At 63.8% G+C, this 15,295-nt stretch carries 10 protein-coding genes and 1 other RNA gene; 7 read left to right on the top strand and 4 right to left on the bottom strand.

Annotated elements, in window-relative coordinates; all coding sequences use genetic code 11:
• Nucleotides 1–61 precede the first annotated feature (61 nt).
• The 5 genes from ACYVKQ_RS12450 to ACYVKQ_RS12430 all read left to right on the top strand — a co-directional run bounded on the left by ACYVKQ_RS12450 (nucleotide 62) and on the right by ACYVKQ_RS12430 (nucleotide 4,406).
• Entirely contained in the window at nucleotides 62–1,297 is a 1,236-nt protein-coding gene (locus tag ACYVKQ_RS12450) for a metallophosphoesterase (protein ID WP_460675664.1), read from the top strand.
• A gap of 114 nt (nucleotides 1,298–1,411) precedes the next feature.
• A complete protein-coding gene (locus ACYVKQ_RS12445; RefSeq protein WP_460675663.1) occupies nucleotides 1,412–2,122 on the top strand; it encodes a hypothetical protein in 711 nt (236 codons plus the stop codon).
• A 132-nt stretch (nucleotides 2,123–2,254) separates the two neighbouring features.
• The gene (locus ACYVKQ_RS12440; protein WP_460675662.1) at nucleotides 2,255–3,034 is read left to right on the top strand and encodes a carboxypeptidase-like regulatory domain-containing protein; all 780 of its coding nucleotides are present in this window, start codon (nucleotides 2,255–2,257) and stop codon (nucleotides 3,032–3,034) included.
• Nucleotides 3,035–3,101: 67 nt separating this feature from the next.
• The gene (uvsE, locus tag ACYVKQ_RS12435) at nucleotides 3,102–4,025 is read left to right on the top strand and encodes a UV DNA damage repair endonuclease UvsE (RefSeq protein WP_460675661.1); all 924 of its coding nucleotides are present in this window, start codon (nucleotides 3,102–3,104) and stop codon (nucleotides 4,023–4,025) included.
• Between the two features lie 12 nt (nucleotides 4,026–4,037).
• Nucleotides 4,038–4,406: a hypothetical protein gene (locus ACYVKQ_RS12430; protein WP_460675660.1), complete on the top strand. Its 369-nt coding sequence runs from the start codon at nucleotides 4,038–4,040 to the stop codon at nucleotides 4,404–4,406.
• Nucleotides 4,407–4,624: 218 nt separating this feature from the next.
• Here ACYVKQ_RS12430 and ACYVKQ_RS12425 read toward each other — a convergent pair whose 3' ends face one another.
• The 4 genes from ACYVKQ_RS12425 to ACYVKQ_RS12410 form a co-directional block, all read right to left on the bottom strand.
• The gene (locus ACYVKQ_RS12425; protein WP_460675659.1) at nucleotides 4,625–5,947 is read right to left on the bottom strand and encodes a cystathionine gamma-synthase family protein; all 1,323 of its coding nucleotides are present in this window, start codon (nucleotides 5,945–5,947) and stop codon (nucleotides 4,625–4,627) included.
• A gap of 124 nt (nucleotides 5,948–6,071) precedes the next feature.
• Nucleotides 6,072–10,313 carry a T9SS type A sorting domain-containing protein gene (locus ACYVKQ_RS12420; RefSeq protein WP_460675658.1) on the bottom strand — a complete coding sequence of 1,414 codons (4,242 nt, stop codon included), beginning with the start codon at nucleotides 10,311–10,313 and terminating at the stop codon, nucleotides 6,072–6,074.
• 409 nt (nucleotides 10,314–10,722) lie between these two features.
• Nucleotides 10,723–11,093: a transfer-messenger RNA gene (gene ssrA, locus ACYVKQ_RS12415) on the bottom strand.
• A gap of 139 nt (nucleotides 11,094–11,232) precedes the next feature.
• Complete coding sequence (locus tag ACYVKQ_RS12410) at nucleotides 11,233–11,745, bottom strand: hypothetical protein (RefSeq protein ID WP_460675657.1); 513 nt, start codon at nucleotides 11,743–11,745, stop codon at nucleotides 11,233–11,235.
• Nucleotides 11,746–12,007: 262 nt separating this feature from the next.
• Here ACYVKQ_RS12410 and ACYVKQ_RS12405 point away from each other — a divergent pair, with 262 nt between their 5' ends.
• Nucleotides 12,008–14,023: a DNA polymerase III subunit gamma/tau gene (locus tag ACYVKQ_RS12405; protein ID WP_460675656.1), complete on the top strand. Its 2,016-nt coding sequence runs from the start codon at nucleotides 12,008–12,010 to the stop codon at nucleotides 14,021–14,023.
• Between the two features lie 114 nt (nucleotides 14,024–14,137).
• Entirely contained in the window at nucleotides 14,138–15,229 is a 1,092-nt protein-coding gene (locus ACYVKQ_RS12400; protein WP_460675655.1) for an AI-2E family transporter, read from the top strand.
• The last annotated feature ends 66 nt before the right edge of the window (nucleotides 15,230–15,295 follow it).

The following is a 15,295-nucleotide window of genomic DNA, read 5'->3' as shown; positions in this document are numbered from 1 at the left end:
TCCTTTGCACTAACCGCGCCGGCGCAACCAAAACCGCCCGGCGCGGTTTGTTTCCCCTGATATGTCCCGATACGCTCTGTTGTTTCTGGCCGGCATCCTGCTGGCTGAGTGGTACGCCTCGCAGGCGGTACGCACGCTCTTTACCACCGACGGCTCGCCGGGCCGCCGCTGGGTTACGTTTGGTTACTGGTTTGTCACGCTGCTGGTGTGGGGGCTGGGTTTCTGGGCCATGATCAACCGCCACCAGGGCCACTCCACCTACCGCGCTTACTTCGGCGGGCTGCTGCTGGCTTTCATCGCCGCCAAAATCATCATTGCCATTCCGCTGCTGCTCGAAGACGCGGTGCGCCTGAGCCGCTGGGCCTACCAGCTGGTGTCGCCGCCGGCGGCGGGCAGCGCCGGCGGGCGGTCCATTTCGCGCAGCGAGTTTGTGAGCAAGATGGCGCTGGTGTTCGGGGCCGTGCCCTTTGTGTCCTTGCTCTGGGGCATGGCCAAAGGTGCCACCGACTACACCGTGAAGCGCGTGACGTTGCGCTTCCCGAACCTGCCGCCTGCCTTCGACGGCTTTAAGCTGCTGCAGATTTCGGACCTGCACACCGGCTCGTTTCAGTCGAAGGAGCCGCTGCAGCGGGCCGTGAAGCTCATCAACGAGCAGGGGGCCGACCTGATCTTCATGACCGGCGACCTGGTCAACAACCTCGCCACCGAGGTGGAGGAGCACATCGACACGCTGGCCGGCATTCAGTCGGAGCTGCCCATCTTCTCCGTGCTCGGCAACCACGACTACGCCGACTACGTGACCTGGGAAAGCCGCGAGGCCAAGCAGGCCAACCTGGAGCGCATGAAGCAGAACCACGCCAAAATCGGCTGGCGCCTGATGATGGACGAGCACCACCACATCGAGCGCAACGGGGAGAAAATAGCGGTGCTGGGCGTGCAGAACTGGGGCGCCAACCTGCGCTTTCCGAAATACGGCAACCTGGCCAAGGCCCACGCCGGCTCGGATGCCCCCTTCAAGGTACTGCTCTCGCACGACCCCTCGCACTGGGACGCGCAGGTACACGAGTACGACGACATCGACCTCACGCTCTCGGGCCACACCCACGGCATGCAGTTCGGTGTCAACCTGCCGTTTATGAGGTGGAGTCCGGTGCAGTACGCCTACAAGCAGTGGGCCGGCCTCTACCAGCGCGGGCGGCAGTACCTTTACGTCAACACCGGCCTGGGCTTCATCGGCTACCCCGGCCGGGTGGGCTTCCTGCCCGAAATTACCGTGTTCGAGCTGCGCCGCGGCTGATTTATGGTTGAGTAAGAAACGCTCCGGCGAAGTCGGCGTATAAGGCAGCAGGACAATTCCTCCGGGTTTTGTCCTGTTCTTTTTCTGATTTCTCCCAAGACACCGACTTCTCCCATGAAAAAATACCTCATGCTGCTTTCGTGCGCCGCCGCGTGCACGCTGGCATCCTGCTCGCAGGACAACACGGCTGATACGGCCACAACCGAAACCACGACCACGACCACCGACGCTTCGGGCTCAGGCTCGGCGGCCATGGGCGGCTACTCCGACGCCGACTACAACAGCCGCGCCGACCGCATTGCCAGCGACATGGCCACCAAGATGAAGCTCGACGAAGCGACCCGCGAGAAAGTGCGCACCGCGTACTACAACCGCTCCAAGCGCCTCGGTGAGCTGCACAGCCAGTACACCACCGACACGACCGGCATGGCCGCCGCCATGCGCGACGTGTACTCCGATACGGACACGGAAATGAAGAGCATCTTCACCGACCCGGCCCAGTATTCGGCCTACGAGTCGAGCCGCCCCGACTACATCGAGGACCGCTACATGAGCACCGACGGCGGCATGGCCGACGGCTCGGACATGAGCGCCGACGGCTCGATGAGCAGCGACGGCAGCACGTCGTCGGACATGAGCTCGTCGGGTAGCTCGATGAGCGCCTCGAAGATGAAGACCAAGGACGCCGACGGCGGCAAGCTGAAGGTGAAATCGGACGGCGACGTGAAGGTGAAAGACGCCATGGGCAACAAAGCCAAGGTGGACGCCGACGACGCGACGCTGAAGGAAAAACCGGCCGAAGGCGGCAAAACCGTCATTAAATAACCGGCGTTTGTCGATAAAAAGCCCGCACCGTGCCACGGTGCGGGCTTTTTTTGGCTCCTTGCCACGCGGCTTGCCTACTTTGCGGGCCGTTTTGGTGTTGTGCCGTACTGCATGGGTGCTTACTTCTTTCGATTGATCAATCCGCCGGCGCCGGCCGCCGGCCTGCTGCTGGGGCTGCTGCTGAGCCTGCTGCTGCTTCGTCCCGCCGCTGCCCAGACGCGGCAGGTACGCGTGACGGGTTCGGTAAGCGAAAAGCTGACCCGCAAGCCCATTCCCGGCGCGTCGGTGCTGAACCTAAGCACCGGCCGCGGCGTGGTAGCCGATGAGCAGGGCGACTTTGATATCAAAGTCAAGGCCACCGACACGCTGGAGTTTCGGGCGGTGGGCTTTCAGCCCTCGCGCCTGCCGCTGGGCAACACCGGCCTCGCACAGCTCATCGTGCAGATCCGCCTGGAGCAGGCCAGCGTGCAGCTCACCGGCGTGACCATCCGGGAGGGCCGCCCGGAGGACGAGACCATCCGCCGGGCCTTGCGCAACGTGCGCCGGCAGGCCCCGCCGCCCAACGCGGTGAAACGCGCCCCCAAGCCCAAGCCGCTGTTCCCGGTGGATTCTACCGCGCCCGCGCCGCCGACGCCTAGCTTGCAGAACCCCATCAGCCTGCTCTACGACCAGTTCTCGCGCGAAGGCGAGCAGCGGCGCAAGTTGGAAGCCATCCAGGAGGAAAAGCGCATCGAAGCCGAGCGGGCCAGCCGCCGGGCTTACAACCGCTACTTCCGCATCAACCGCGGCTACGAAGTGGACGACTCCTTGCGGCGCCCCATCACGGCGCCGTGGTACCTGCCCGCCACCCCGCCGGCCGTGCCGGTGCAGCCCGTGCAGCCCCCTGCCGGGGCGCTTTCACCTCGGCCGTAAGGTTCCGCTGTTGGGCTCAGCCGCGCTGCAGCCTAACCCGCCGCGGCCCAGCGGCGTAAGCCCAGGTATGAGAATTGGGTATCCCTGCGTCAACGAGTCGCTCGACTGCACTTCCACCAGCACCTTTCGGCTGGCCTCTTACTCCGATGAGCGCGTGGAGCAGGCCGTGGCCAACAACCTGGCTTGCCTGCAGCGCATCCTGGAATACAACGTGCAGCACAACCTGCGCTTTTTCCGCATCGGCTCGGGCATTGTGCCCTTTGGCTCGCACCCCATCAACACCTACCCTTGGCAGACGCGCTTCGCGGCGGAATTCCGGGCCATCGGCGACTACATTAAGCGCCACGACATGCGTGTGTCGTTTCACCCCGACCAGTTCGTGGTGCTCAACTCGCCCGATGCGGGCATCGTGCAGCGCAGCATCGACGAGCTGGTGTACCAGGGCTCTATGCTCGATTTGATGGGCCTCGACGGCACGGCCAAGCTGCAAATTCACGCCGGCGGCCTCTACGGCGACCGGGAAGGCGCCTTGGCGCGCTGGATTGCTACTTACAAAACCCTGCCCGACGCGGTGAAGCGGCGCCTGGTGGTCGAAAACGACGACCGGTTGTACGCCCTGCAGGACTGCCTGCGCCTCTACGATGCGGTGGGCGTGCCGGTGCTGTTCGACAACTTCCACCACGAATGCCTGAACAGCGGCGAGCCGATGCCCATGGCCGTGCAGCTGGCCGCCGCCACCTGGCACCCCACCGACGACGGGCCCTTGATGATTGACTACAGCTCGCAGGCGCCCGGTGAGCGGCGCGGCAAGCACGTCAATACCATGCAGGAGGACCTGTTTCGCGCTTTTCTGGAGGACCTGCGCGGCGTCGAAGCCGACATCATGCTTGAAATCAAAGACAAGGAAGCCAGTGCCCACCGCGCCTGCGCCATCCTCTCCGATATCGGTCGTCTGACCGCTCTTGCCTCTCCTACCCCGTCCACCAGCTGAGCTATTCTTCCCATGACCAAGCCCAACGACACCGCCAACGCCGACCTGCTCGCCGATACCATCCACGCCTTGCAAAGCGGCCTGACCGCCGTGCCCCTCAGCCAGGCCATGGACACCACCGAAGCCTGGCAGCAGCAGTTTTTGCAGAGCGGCACGCCCGAGTACCAGAACATTGCCCGTGAAATCGGTAACCTGCAGTCTTTGCTCAGCAGCGGAAAGCTCGACGGTCCTACCATTGGCCGCTCCCTGGGTATGCTCGGCGCGCAGATCCTCGACGTGCTGCCCCAGGCACCAGAGGAACGCAAGCTGGGCCTGTCGCAGCTCAGTACCCTGCTGCTGCGCATCGGCGGAGAGCTGGAAGCCGACAACAACGGCCGGTAACAGCGCACGCCGTCGTTGCACGCGTAGCAACACGAGGCTGACGTGCCGGTAACCGCCGGAAGACGTTAGCCAATCGACCTTAGTACGCAGCCCCCAAATAAGCACCGCCCGAAACCGTCGTCAGACAATTTCGGGCGGTGTCGTTTTGGTTTCACCTAAGAACTGGCTTACGTCTGCCAGCGGTTGCAATGCCCTGCACGCAGGGGCTGCCGGCGACGTTAAATCACCGCGTCGTAGTGCGCGGCCGCTTCTTGTTCCACTTCGGTCAGGTCGCCGAAAGCCTGGGCCAGATCGGCCATCAGGTCCTGTGGATCCTCCACGCCGATGCTCAGGCGCACCATGCTGCTGGTGATGCCCATTTCGCGCTGGGTGGCCGGCTCGATGTCGGAGTGCGTCATGGTAGCGGGGTGCTCGGCTAGGCTTTCGGTGCCGCCCAGGCTTACGGCCAGCTTGATGAGCTGCAAGCGGTTCAGAAAGGCAAAGGCCTCGGCCTCGCCGCCGCGGATGTCGAAGGAAATCATGGAGCCAGGCGAGAGGCACTGGCGCTGGTAGATGTCCTGCTGCGCGGAATCGTGCTCCAGGTGGCCGAGGTAGTAGGTGCGCGTTACCTGCGGGTGCTCCCGCAGCCAGTCGGCAATGATCTGGGCAGAGTGAGCGGCCCGCTCCATGCGCAGCTTCAGCGTTTCGAGGCTGCGCATGAGCATCCAGCCGGTGTTCGGGTCGCACATCGAGCCCATGAAGGTGCGCATGGCCCGCACTTCCTTCATCAGCGCCTTGGAGCCCAAAGCCGCACCGGCAATCAAATCGGAGTGCCCACCCAGGAACTTGGTGGCGGAGTAGATAACCAGATCGGCGCCGTGCTTGAGCGGGTGCTGGAATACGGGGCCCAGGAAGGTGTTGTCCACGACCACGCGGCAGGGCCGCTCGGCGGTGCCGGCCCGGCGGGCGGCGGCCACGCAGGCGTCAAGGTCTACGAGGTGGTTGGTGGGGTTGGCGGGCGTTTCTACGTAGAGCACGGCCAGCTTGTCGCCCAGCGCGGCGGCGCGGGCCACCAGCTCCTCAGCCGGCAAGGTAGGCGAAAAGCCTTCCGCCGTGATGCCGAAGCGCGGCAGCACGTTTTTGAGGAAGAAATCGGTGCCGCCGTACACGGGCTCGGAGTGCAGCACCACGTCGCCGGGCTTGAGCAGGGCCAGCAGCGAGGTGCTGATGGCGGCCATGCCCGAGGCGAAAGTGGCCGCGTCCTCGGCGCCGTCCCAGAGCGTGAGCCGGTCCTCCAGGATTTCCAGTGAGGGGTTGTTGAGGCGCGAGTAAATCAGGCCCATTTCTTCTTCGGGCGCGGGCTGGCGCAGGCCGTAGGCCAGCTCGAAGAAGGCTTTGCCCTCCTCCGCGTTCTTGAACACGAAGGTCGAAGTCTGGAAAATCGGGCACTTGATGGCGCCTTCGCTCCATTCGGGGTTGAAGCCGTAGCTCATCATCAGGCTTTCGGGCTTCAGCGGCTGCCCGTTGGGCTGAGCCTGCTTGCGGAGTTCTTTTACTTTCATGGGGTGGGAGGGAGAAAAGGGAGAGCGACGAAGGTAGAAATTTGCCCGAAGCCCAGACCATTTAAACGCAGAAAAGCCGCTTCCGAACCCGGAAGCGGCTTTTTCACAGTGGCTGGCGACTCGCCTATTGCTTCACGAAGCGGCGGATCAGCGTCTGGCCGTTGGCTAGGCGCAGGCGCAGCAGGTACGTCCCCGAGGGCAGCGTGCTCACGTTCAGCTTGGCCTCCAGGCGCGGCGCGGCCTCTTGGTGAAGCAGCAATTGGCCCAGAGTAGAGTACACCGCCAGGCCGACCAGCGGGCTGCTAGCGGCCGGCAAGCGCACCTGCAGGTGCTCGGTCGTGGGATTGGGATAGAGCAGCGGCTCGCTCAACTGGCCAAAGTCCACGGCCTGCACCGGCGTGTAGGTAGCCGTGCCGTCGGTGTCGAGTTGCTGGAGGCGGTAGTACACCGTGCCCCCGAAGCGCGCCGCGCCGGCATCGGTGTAGGAGTAGCGCTGGGCCACGGCGGTGGTGCCGTGCCCGGCCACCTCGCCCACCGCCTCGAAGCGGCGGCCGTCGGTGGAGCGCTCTACCACGAATCCCCGGTTATTTTTTTCCTGGGCTGTTTCCCACGTCAGGCGAGCGTCGTTGCCGCGGGCTTTGGCCTCGAAGCGGGTCAGCGTGACGGGTAGCGGCGTTTCGGCCAAGCGGTTCGAGCACAGCACGGACTGGGGCACCACCACGCTGCTACCGCCCGTATCGGGCCCCGAATACGTAAGTGTGAGCACGTTGCTGCCGCCTGCTTCGCCGAAGACCAGCACGAGCGGATACGAGCCCGCTGCCAGTTGCAGGGTGTTGGAGGCGGTCTGCGCGGCGTGCTGGCCGCCGTTGTTGACGGTAGCGCGGCTGATGGACAGCGGCGTTTCGCGGGCCACGTTGCCCAGCCACAGGTACGAGCCGTCGTCGCTGAGCAGGGTAAAGGTGTAAGTACCGCCGGTCGCAATGGTGATGACGCCTTGCATGCGGGCCGTGTACTGGTTCGGGTCCGAAGCCGTGCCGTTGCCGATGGCGGAGACGATGTTGCCCCAGGTTGTGCTGCCGAAGTCCAACCGGCCTTCGGTGCGCGTCAGGTTGGCCGTGCGGGTGCTGAAGAACGTGGATACGTTTTCGGCGTGATAAGCATTGTAGTACTCCGCAAACAGGCCTTGCGTGGCTGCTTGCGCGCTGGGCGTAGTCCCGGCGCAGGCGCCCTGCGGAAGGACCACGGCCGTCAGGACGGCCGCCGTGCTGGCCGTGCCGTTGTTGTTGGAGGCCACGGCATCGGCCGTAGAGGCCGTGCTGCTGGCCCGGCCGTCGACCGGCTGGTTGTTGTTGGGCAGGCTGAACGAGATGAGGAAGCTCTGGCTTTCGCCGTTGCTCAGCGTCTGGTTCGGGGCCAGGGTCAGCAGCCCCGTGTCGAAGTTGTAGCTGCCGCCCGTGACGTTGAAGAGGCCGCGCACCAACTGCACCGTGGTGTTGATGCCCGTGGCCGTGGCCGGCCCGAGGTTGGTAACGGTCGCGGTGTAGTTGACCGTCGTTCCGGCATCGGCCGTCAGCGGACCGCTCAGCGTGGTTTGCAGGTCGGCCGCCGGGGTGATGTCGATGCCCGCGCTGGCCGTGTTGTTGGCCTGGTTGTTATCGAATACCGAGCTGGAGTTGATGGTAGCCGTAGCCGTTACAGTGCCCGAAACAGGAGCCGTAAACGGAATAACCAACGTGCGCGTGGCGCCAGTGTTCAGCGCAAAGGAGCCCGCCGTGAAGGTTACCAGGCCGGTAGCGGGGTTGTAGGTCCAGCCCGCTGAGAGGTTCGCCCCAATGGTCAGACCGGCCGGAAGCTGCACTTGCCCGGTTGTGCTGCCGGAGTTGCTGCCGTTGTTGGCGAAGGTCACGGTGAACTGCCCCGGCTGGCCCGCCAGCACCGCCGCAGCCGAAGCCGCTACCGTTACCGAGAGGTCGGAGGCGGTGTTGGTCAGGTTAATGGGCAGCGTAAAACTGTCGGGGCTAGCCCCCGGTCCGGCGGGGTTGCTCGCGTCTTGCCGGGTGCTGGTGCCGGTGCTGCTGGTCAGGTTGACGTTCCCGTTGACGTTGGGAGTTGTAAAGGAGAATCCAAACGAATTGCTCGCGCCGGCGGCCAGCGAAGCCGCCGTGCCGAAATTGATGGTGCGCACCGCGCTGGCGCCCGTGCCTTGGGTGCTGACAGTGGCCCCGGCAGGCAGCTGGGCGGCCGTCACCGTCGCGCCGGCTGGCAGCGTCACCGTTTGTGCGACGTCCGCAGCAGTGGAAGGGCCGTTGTTGGTAAATGTGGCCGTGTACGTGCCCGAAAGGTCGTTGCGGTCGGCGGCCGCAGGTCCGCTGAGCGAAGTTGTCACGTCAGCCAGGGACGTTATCACCAGTGAAGCCGAGGCTTGGTCCGGATTGGGGTTCGTATTCGGGCTGAAACCCTGTGCCGTGGTGGTTTCAATGCGGCTACTGGCCGTCACCAAAGCCGTAACGGGGTTGGTGAAGGAGATAAAAGAGGAAACTATTTGCCCCGGCAACAGGCTCAGCACGGCAGGGTAGCTCACTATGCCTGTGGCCACATCGTAGGTTCCCCCATTGCTCACGCTCACGTTGCTGAGGCCCGCGGGCAGTTGCACTTGGGCAATGACGTCGTTAGCCCCAATAGTGGTGCTGGTATTGCGGAACGTCACGTCGAAGCCGCCGGGCTGCCCGGCGAAGAAGGTGGTGCCGCTGGCCGCAATAGTGGTCGTCACGTCGGCCGCGGCGCACTGCGGGTTGTACAGAAAGGAGCGCACCAGCCCGTTGGCGCCGGCCGTGGCCCCGTTCTGCGGAAATTCCGTAAGCGAGGGCGAACTAGTAGTCCCATTGGCCCCACCGCTGACGAAGCCGTTGAAGCCCGTGCCCGCGTTGGTGAAGAGCAGCAGGCCGCCCCCGCCGCCGCCGCCCGGCCCTTCCGATTCGGTGCCGGTGGCCGCCTGCGAGTTACCGGTTCCGCCCGTTGCGGTGGCCGTTACGGAGGTGATAGTACCCTCAACGTTGAGCACGATGGTGCCACCGCCGCCGCCGCCACCGCCTGCATCTTGGCCGTTAGCAGTGGTGATGCCGCCGGCGCGCGAACCGCTGCCGCCGTTGGCCACCAGGCTGCCCGTTCCCGATACGTTGCCGGCCGCGAGCAGCAGAATCAGCCCCCCACCGTTGCCGCCCGAGGTGGCGCCGCTGTTGTTGCCATCCCCGGCGCCGCCGCCGCCGCCGAAGAACAGGCGCCCGCGGGTATCAAGTGGCCGGCCGCCCAGCCCTCCGCCGTTGCGGCGCTGGTTGCCGCCCCAAGCGCTGTTCCCCGGCCCTTGGGTGAGGGCGTTGCCGTTGTTGCTGGCGTAGGAGTAGCCGCCGCGCCCGCCGCCAGAGGAGGTGGAAGTGGCAAAGTTCAGGCTTTCCAGGTTCCAGGCCGCATCGAAGACGTTGTTGGCGCCGCGGTTGGGCAGGCCCGTGCCGGTCCAGGCACCCAGGCCGGCGTTGGCCCCGCCGCCACCGGCCGCGTTGTGCGAATTGCCGCCGCCGCCGCCGTTGGCCGGAGCCCCGCGCCCGAAGCGGCCGCCGCCGCCGTCATATACCGTTTGGTAGCCGACGATGCTCTCGCCTTTTTCCCCGCCGAAAGTGGGGTTGCCGCCACGGTAGTCCGTCACATTTACGCTGGCATCGTCGGAGCTGTTATCGACGGCACCGCCGCGAAAACCAAGCCCGGACACATCAATGGTGCCGTTGATGACGGTGTTGCCCTGCACCCGGGCAGCCACCACCCCACCGGTGCTGCCGTTCCAGGCCGGCGCCGTTACCGAGGCCCCAGCGTTGATGGTCAGCGCCAAGTAGCGCGGAATGCGCACTACCTGCACCCGCCCGTTGACGGCGTAGCTGTTCTGAAGCGAGCAGCTTAGGTTGATGGTACCCGTGCCGCTCACCGAAGCCACTTCTACGATTTCGTAGCGTCCGGCGCTGTTGTAAGCGCCCACATTGCCGTAAGCGTTGGTGTCGCTTACATCCATACCGGCTCCCTGCATCTGAATGATCAGGAGTAAATCCTGGGCTCCCAGTACCGCGCCGAAGCGGTTGCTAGTGTTCAGCACGTTGCTGGCCACGCTCAGGCTCGAAGTTCCAGCGGCCGCATCCGCCGTGAGGGATGTGTAATCGTTGATGATGGTGCCGGGCACGGTGATGGCGGCGGCACTGTTGCCCAACTGTGCCAACGCGGTACCGGCTGGCAAACACAGTCCGCCGACAACCAGCAGCCGACTCAGGTAACGTTGACCGGCGCGCACAAATGGCCCAGGTAGCGGAGGTAAGAGGTGTGTCATGCAAGAGGATGTAAAAAGCGCGGAAATGAGCAACTACAGCTCATAGTCAATAGCGCCCAAAATTATTCAACAATAATTATATATTACTATTAATAAACAGCCATTATGAGCTGACTGTTGTCATGTTATCCCTTGTATAGTTCAAAGCACCTTGTATTTATACAAGCCCAAGCAGCCTTATGGCCTACCGCCGCAGTCGCCCATCACGTTCAGCTGCTTCGTTTGCGAAGTGACCCGCAATCCTCGCAGGGCGCGTGCGGCAGCTTCTTCAGCGTGTGTATGCCAGCGGGCAGCACGGCCTTTGCTTTCGCCAAGTGGGCGAGCCGTCTGCCGTTGACGGAGCGCTAGCGCTCCGTCAACGGCAGGGCTAGTGACAAAAAAAGCCGCTTGCTGCACGCAAGCGGCTTTTAAGTGGAGCTGCAGGGAGTCGAACCCTGGTCCAGACAAGGAGAGCGACGAGCCTTCTACGTGTGTAGCTATGCTTGCATTTTCGAAGCAACCGAGGCGCACATCAGGCCTATGGGTTACCCTTATCTGCTAGAGTTTCGCCTGGGCGTCGCAGCGCCACCCAGACTATCCTAATACTTTCGACACCCCGAACTCACCCGTGAAAAGGAAGACGGATGCGGGATGATGGCTAATGCTTAGTACCTAGACTAGGCAGCCATGGCGTACGAGTAGTCGCCAGTTGTTTTTCGGATGATTTTTTAGCGGGAGATTCGTCCAACTCCCGACACGCTTACTCGCGACCTGCGCAAGCTGTCAATTCCGGTCAGCCCCAGTTGTATAAGAACGACGCTCCACGGTGGAGCGAGCTGCGAAGGTATCACAACCAAAGCAATAACGGGGTAAAGGGGCTAAAAAGTTTCGCGGCAACCCTATTGCTAGGGCCGCCGCGAAACTTTTTAGCCTACAAAGGCTAGCCCAGGGCAGGCGTTTTGCGCATGGTCGGGCGCGGCAGGTTGTCGTGGCCGGGCCAGAAAGCTCGGTAGGCCATGTAGGCCGCAAGGAAGGCTTCAACGACCAGCGTTAGCTTGCGCACCAGGTCGCTGTACACGAGCAGGCTCAGCAGAGTCGGGGAAAGCTCGGCTTGCAGCGGTAGGCGGGCCAGCAACAGCAGGCCCCACACGGCTACGTGGCAGGCCAGCACGGCCCAGAGCGCGGCGCGGGGCACCGAAGTCGGCAGGAAGCGAAACAGGGCCAGCACTAGGGCCGTGAGCAGCAGGTAAGGCACATTGAAGAGCAACGTGGCGTTGTCTTCGGGTGTGGCCATCTGCCAGGCAGCCACGTCCGCGGCGCTCAGGTAAGCGCTGGTATCGGCCCAGGAGCGGTATTCGGCCAGCTCGTTGAAGATAGCGGCGCCTAGGCAGTAAAACGTCAGCAGGACGTATGCCAGGAATAACCAAGTGGAACGGGAGTAAGCGTATCGCATGGCAAAGGGGTTAAGTGGGAATTGGTCAGGCAATTAGTGAGGCGTCGGCACCATTGGTGAAGACACCTATAATATAGGGGATGTTAAATTATAATACAAATAATAATTGATAAATCAACAAATAAACCCAACTCACTTTGGGCATCCAGCAGCGGTTCAGGCGGTTGGCGGCGAAAGCCTCAATAAGGGCTGGCAGCTCAGCCGGGTCTCGAACTTTCCTTCCAAAGCCGGCCTTTTCAGGGTATCTTTGCAGGAAGAGAGCATGGAAAATTTCGTCGTTTCGGCCCGGAAGTACCGCCCGGCCACGTTCCGCAGCGTGGTGGGCCAGCAGCACGTGACCACCACGCTGCAAAACGCCATCGTAACCGGCCACCTGGCCCAGGCCTTCCTGTTTTGCGGCCCGCGCGGCGTGGGCAAGACCACTTGCGCCCGCATCCTGGCCAAGACCATCAACTGCACCAACCTCACCCCCGAGGCCGAGGCTTGCGACACCTGCGACTCCTGCCGGGCCTTCAACCAGAGTGCCTCGTTCAACGTGCACGAGCTGGACGCGGCCTCCAACAACTCGGTGGAAGACATCCGCTCCCTGGTGGAGCAGGTGCGCTACGCCCCGCAGCAGGGCCGCTACAAGGTGTACATCATCGACGAGGTGCACATGCTCTCCAACGCGGCCTTCAACGCCTTTCTGAAGACGCTGGAGGAGCCGCCGGGCTACGCCATCTTCATTCTGGCCACGACGGAGCGGCACAAGATCATTCCGACGATTCTGTCGCGCTGCCAGATCTTCGACTTCAACCGCATCAAGCTCGACGACATCGTGGGGCACCTCGGCTACATTTCGGGGCAGGAGCAGGTGACGGCCGAAGAGGATGCGCTGCACCTGATTGCCCAGAAAGCCGACGGCGGCCTGCGCGACGCGCTGAGCATCTTCGACCAGATGGTGACTTTCTCGGGCCACCAGCTGAGCTACCGCGCGGTGGTGCAGAACCTGCACGTGCTCGACTACGAGTACTACTTCCGCCTGACCGACTACTGCCTGCGCCAAGACCTGAGTCAGACGCTGCTGCTGCTCGACGAAGTGGTGCAGAACGGCTTCGATTTGCACCAGTTCGTCATTGGCACGGCCGAGCACCTGCGCGGGCTGCTGGTGTGCAAGGACCCGCAGACGGTGCAGTTGCTGGAAGTATCCGAGGGGCTGCGCCAGCGCTACGCCGACCAGGCCCGGCAGGCCCCGCTGAGCTTCCTGGTGACCGGCCTGAACCTGCTCAGCCAGTGCGACCGGGACTTCAAAGCCGCCAAAAACCAGCGCCTGCACGTGGAGCTAATGCTCATGAAGCTGGCCTACCTGCGCAACGCCGTCCAGCTGACGCAGGACCTGGTAGCCGGGACCGGAGTGCAGCGGGCATCGTCGGACAACGGCGAGGCTAAAAAAAAAACTGATCCAGTAGCGTCGGCCAACGGCCACAGCGCGCCGCCGGCACCCTCCGGACCCGTTTCTCCCGGAGCTGCCCCGGCGGTGCGCGCGCCGCAGCCGGCCCCTGCCGCTCAGCCGCTGGCCCATGCGCCGGCCGCCCCCGAGCCCCTCGTGCCCGTGCAGAGCGGCGTGGAGGAACTGCACCCGACGCCCAGCATCGAAACCGAGCCGGAGGAGCGCCCTTCTACGCGGCGTCAGTTGGTGGATACGCTGCCGCACGTGGAAACCGGGCGCCCGAGCGTGGCCGGCCACGAGCCCGGCAACCGCCCGGTGGTGGCCACCGCCGATCCGCTGAGCCCGCCGCCCGGCAGCGCCCGGCCTACGGCCAAGCCCCTGGTTATTCCGAAGCTGAACATTCAAGCCCTGAAAACCCAGGCTACGCAGCGGCAGGAAACCGCCACCGCCGTGCTAGAGGAAGAAGCCGCTGCGCCTGTCACCGGCAGCATCGATCAGAGCGTGCTGCAGCGGGTGTGGCGCGAGCTGGCGGAGGCGCGCAAGCAAATCAGCATGAGCGAGTTCACCATCCTGAATCGCCCCATTCAGGCCGACGAGCAGCACGTCATCCGGCTGCAGCTGGAGAATACCGTGCAACTCGATCAGTTCAACGCGCTCAAACCCGAATTCATCACCGAGCTGCGGCGGCGCACGGGCTACCGCTCCCTCACCATTCAAACGATGGTGACCGAGCAGGTGCAGGACGGCATGCGCCTCTACACTTCGTCGGACCGCTTCGAGTACCTGGCCCAGAAGTTTCCGGTGCTGAACGACCTGAAGCAGCGGCTGGGCCTGGACACGGACTTTTAACCCCAAGAGCCTACTCACCACGGCCCGCCAACGGTGCGGCTCGTGTCCAGCTGGACACGAGCCGCACCGTTGGCGGGCCGGTTCGCGTAGAAGAAGCCTCCCAGCTTCCCCGCTATGCGAAACGCCTCCCTGACGCGCACCAACCAGGTGCTGCTGTTGCTCGTGCTGAGCGCCCTAGTCCTGTATTTCGGCCGCTCTTTTCTGGTTCCGCTGGCTTTTGCGGCGGTGCTGGCCATGTTGCTGGCCCCGGTGGCCGGCTGGTTGGAGCGGCGGCATTTGGGGCGCGTGGGGTCGGCCCTGCTGTGTTTGCTTTTGCTGCTGGCCTTCCTGGGCGGCTGCATCTGGGTGGTGGGGGCGCAGGCGGCTAATATTTCCGAGCAGCTGCCCCAAATCCAGCAGAAGCTGCAACAACTCCTGCAACAAGGGCAGCAGTTCATTGAGCAACGCTTCGGCGTGGCCCCGCAGGAGCAGATCCGCTTCGTGGAAAAGCAGATCAGGAGCTTCGGGCAGTCGGCCAACCGCTACCTGACTACCTCCCTGAAAGGCCTCGGCGGCTTGCTGAGCGCCCTGGTGCTGACGCTGCTGTACTTGTTTTTTCTGCTCTGGGGCCGGGCCAAAATCCGGGAGTTTTTCCTGCAGCTCGCCCCTGAAGGCCAGCGCGGGGAAATGGGTCAGATGCTCAACCAAATGCGGCGCGTGGCAGCCCAATACCTCACCGGCCGCCTGCTGTCTATGCTGTTTCTGGCCGTGTTTTATGCCGTGGGCTTCACCGTCTTCGGGCTAAAAAATGCCCTGCTGCTGGCCGTGGTGGCCGTCTTGCCCACCCTGATTCCTTACATCGGGGCCTACATCGGGGCGCTGTTTCCGCTGACCATGGCTCTGGTTGGCTCCTCCTCGGGGCAGGTGCTGCCGGTGGTGGGGGTGCTGGCGGCGGCCCAGGTCATCGACAACAACATCATCGAGCCGGTGGTGATGGGCCGGCAGCTCAACCTCAGCCCCATCTTCACCATCGTGGCGCTGGTGGCCGGGGAGCTGCTCTGGGGCATTCCGGGCATGATCCTGTTCGAGCCGCTGCTGGCCATCATCCGCATCGGCTGCAGCCACGTGCCGGCCCTGAAGCCCTACGCCTTTCTGCTCGAAGACGAGGCCGAAGAGCCGCGCTGGGTGGGCAAGCTCAAAGCTATGGTGGGCCGCAGCACGGCCTGAGCAGTCGGCAACTCCGCGGTGCGGGTCGGTGTTCTTCGGGCGTAGCTACCTTTGGCTCACCTCCTA

It is taken from the genome of Hymenobacter coalescens (assembly GCF_054783195.1).
The sequence above is the reverse complement of the archived record's forward strand: the minus strand, read 5'-3'. Positions and strand labels throughout refer to the sequence as shown.

Coding starts and splice junctions, on each gene's coding strand:
- ACYVKQ_RS12405 (WP_460675656.1), top strand. CDS start 12,008: ATGGAAAATTTCGTCGTTTCGGCCCGGAAGTACCGCCCGGCCACGTTC.
- ACYVKQ_RS12445 (WP_460675663.1), top strand. CDS start 1,412: ATGAAAAAATACCTCATGCTGCTTTCGTGCGCCGCCGCGTGCACGCTG.
- ACYVKQ_RS12410 (WP_460675657.1), bottom strand. CDS start 11,745: ATGCGATACGCTTACTCCCGTTCCACTTGGTTATTCCTGGCATACGTC.
- ACYVKQ_RS12430 (WP_460675660.1), top strand. CDS start 4,038: ATGACCAAGCCCAACGACACCGCCAACGCCGACCTGCTCGCCGATACC.
- ACYVKQ_RS12400 (WP_460675655.1), top strand. CDS start 14,138: ATGCGAAACGCCTCCCTGACGCGCACCAACCAGGTGCTGCTGTTGCTC.
- uvsE (WP_460675661.1), top strand. CDS start 3,102: ATGAGAATTGGGTATCCCTGCGTCAACGAGTCGCTCGACTGCACTTCC.
- ACYVKQ_RS12420 (WP_460675658.1), bottom strand. CDS start 10,313: ATGACACACCTCTTACCTCCGCTACCTGGGCCATTTGTGCGCGCCGGT.
- ACYVKQ_RS12450 (WP_460675664.1), top strand. CDS start 62: ATGTCCCGATACGCTCTGTTGTTTCTGGCCGGCATCCTGCTGGCTGAG.
- ACYVKQ_RS12425 (WP_460675659.1), bottom strand. CDS start 5,947: ATGAAAGTAAAAGAACTCCGCAAGCAGGCTCAGCCCAACGGGCAGCCG.